Annotated in this window: 3 protein-coding genes and 1 pseudogene; all 4 read left to right on the top strand. The window is 51.1% G+C overall.

Annotated elements, in window-relative coordinates; genetic code table 11:
- Nucleotides 1–76: 76 nt before the first annotated feature.
- Entirely contained in the window at nt 77–544 is a 468-nt protein-coding gene (locus tag B3D59_RS12590) for a transposase (protein WP_286820182.1), read from the top strand.
- 89 nt (nt 545–633) lie between these two features.
- On the top strand, nt 634–1,254 hold the full coding sequence (locus B3D59_RS12585; protein ID WP_286820181.1) for a helix-turn-helix domain-containing protein: 621 nt from the start codon (nt 634–636) through the stop codon (nt 1,252–1,254).
- Between the two features lies 1 nt (nt 1,255).
- On the top strand, nt 1,256–1,798 hold the full coding sequence (locus tag B3D59_RS12580; protein ID WP_286820180.1) for a hypothetical protein: 543 nt from the start codon (nt 1,256–1,258) through the stop codon (nt 1,796–1,798).
- A gap of 2 nt (nt 1,799–1,800) precedes the next feature.
- Nucleotides 1,801–2,141: pseudogene (locus B3D59_RS12575) on the top strand (hypothetical protein); the annotation flags it as partial.

Raw genomic sequence — 2,141 nt, 5'->3', positions numbered from 1 at the left:
GGGATAAGAGGGGGGGGGGATTGTGGTATAGATTAAGTTCGCCAAAACCATCACCACCACAACCCCGACCCTGCTTATGAAAGAAAGCATAATAAGAAATCAGTCATCTGCCAAGGAAAAACAACAGGTTCGTTGCTGCCATTGTTCGAGCTCCCTGACCATCCGTAACGGAACCTATCCGCGAAATCATCCCCGAGACGACACAGAAATCAGGGTTCAGCGCTATTTGTGCAAATCCCCCCTGTGCCCATGGAAAAGTTTTTCTGTTCTTCCTGAATCCATGATGCCGGTCGTCCGTCACACCTTTGAGACGATATGCTGCTGTGCAGCCCTGGTCACCACTGGAATGAACCAGGCACAGACAGCAAGATTCTTGGGGTGCACTCGGGGTGTGGCTAAACGCCTCAGGATCTTTTGTCAAAAATTTATGCCCTGGTTTTCCCGGGAAAAGACTGTTGCCGAATGGGGGGCCGGATCCGCCCTCCTTCTGGCCGGACTTTACCAGGGATTTTTCCCAGAGTTTCTTCCCTGGAAGATGGGTTAAATTGCCATCAACACAAAACATACATTGTTAAATTACAGTTGGTTATGCTGATATACCACCAATTTAAACCCTCAATTAAGGAGGTGGCTATGCCAATACCTGACCCTGCCGATCTCGCTGTCTGGCGATACGGTATTATCAGCATCCTTCTTCATCGAAATGAAGAGGTAGAGACCCTGGAAGAGGCACTGATCCGAATCGCCGGTGTTCAGTATCGCCGTCCTGACGGTCAATTTGTGTCCTATTCGCCGGAAACTCTCAGAAAATGGTTTTATCGTTATCGGAACGGCGGACTCCCGGCGTTAAACGATACCCAAAGAAAAAATACCGGTACCCATCATGCCGTACCCAAGGCGATCTCTGACAGCTTGTTTCAGCTGCGGCAAGAGCATCCCAGGTGGACCTTTGCCCGCTTGATCGAACAGCTTGTTCAGGACAAACTTTGGGATATGCAGTCTCCAGCTCGTTCCACGCTTTATCGATTTACCCGGACATGCAACCTTCAACGAGATCCTCATCTAACTGTGCATGATCCGGCAAAGCCTTTTCAATATCCGTTCTTTGGCCAAATGTGGACGGCAGACTTCCTTCACGGCCCCAAGATCAGAGTGAACAGCCAAAAACGCAAGCAAGCATCTAAAAGTTGTCTGTCCCAATCTGGGTATCCATCTGATCCATACGCCACCGGGCCAACCCAGGGGAAGGGGTAAAGTGGAACGATTCTTCCGGACCGGCCGGGATCAGTTCCTTGAGGGCGAAAACGCCCCGGCCCATACTCTGGACGGGTTGAACAAGGCCTTTTCACAATGGTTGTCGACTTATCATCGGCGTATTCACAGCAGCCTGGGTATGACCCCGTTGCAGAAGCGCCTTGGCCATCAAAGTGTCTGCATCCCTCTGCCGGAAACAATTGATATCGAGCCTTTATTCAGAATGAAGCGCCGGTGCAAGGTTTACCTGAATAATACCGTCAGGCTTAAAAGACGGTCCTATGAAGTGGAGACGTTGGCTTCCGTGAGCGAAAACTATAGTCTGTTCGGTCCGTTGGCCGTTTTAGCCAGCCTGCAGAACACTTTTCTGACGGCCCTTGTCCTCGNNCTTAAAAGACGGTCCTATGAAGTGGCAGACGCATTGCCCGGTCAACGCCTCCACATCTGGTTTATGCCCTGGAACCTTGACCGCATCTGGTACGGGCCGGAAATGAAACCGGCCAAACCAACGGATCCCATCCAAAAGGCATATAGAGGGAGATAATCATGCAAGAGACCCATATCATAGAACAGACGCCCATGGCTGATTTTTTTGGCTGGAAGTACCATCCCTTTGCCGACACCTATGAACGGCGCAAACGCTTGCTGCCCAAGGAGGACCTGCGAAAACTCGATACTATAAAACGATTGCTGCACCATGGCAAAAGCACCGCACTGTGCGGCCCTTCCGGGACCGGAAAAACCACCTTGATCCATGCATTGGTATCGGATCTGGATCGAAATGCATACCTCCCGGTTATGCTGCCCTATGCCGGTCATCCAAGAAACGGGCTGACACGGCATTCTTGCCCAGACTCTCGGGGTGGATGTCAAAAGCCGGGGAATGC

Source organism: Desulfobacter sp. UBA2225, assembly GCF_002348205.1.
Classification (GTDB): domain Bacteria; phylum Desulfobacterota; class Desulfobacteria; order Desulfobacterales; family Desulfobacteraceae; genus Desulfobacter; species Desulfobacter postgatei.
This window is presented reverse-complemented; position numbering and strand designations above follow the sequence as displayed.

What these genes read in the sequence shown, in the direction of transcription:
- B3D59_RS12585 (WP_286820181.1), top strand. Translation starts at nt 634, where the DNA reads ATGCCAATACCTGACCCTGCCGATCTCGCTGTCTGGCGATACGGTATT.
- B3D59_RS12590 (WP_286820182.1), top strand. Translation starts at nt 77, where the DNA reads ATGAAAGAAAGCATAATAAGAAATCAGTCATCTGCCAAGGAAAAACAA.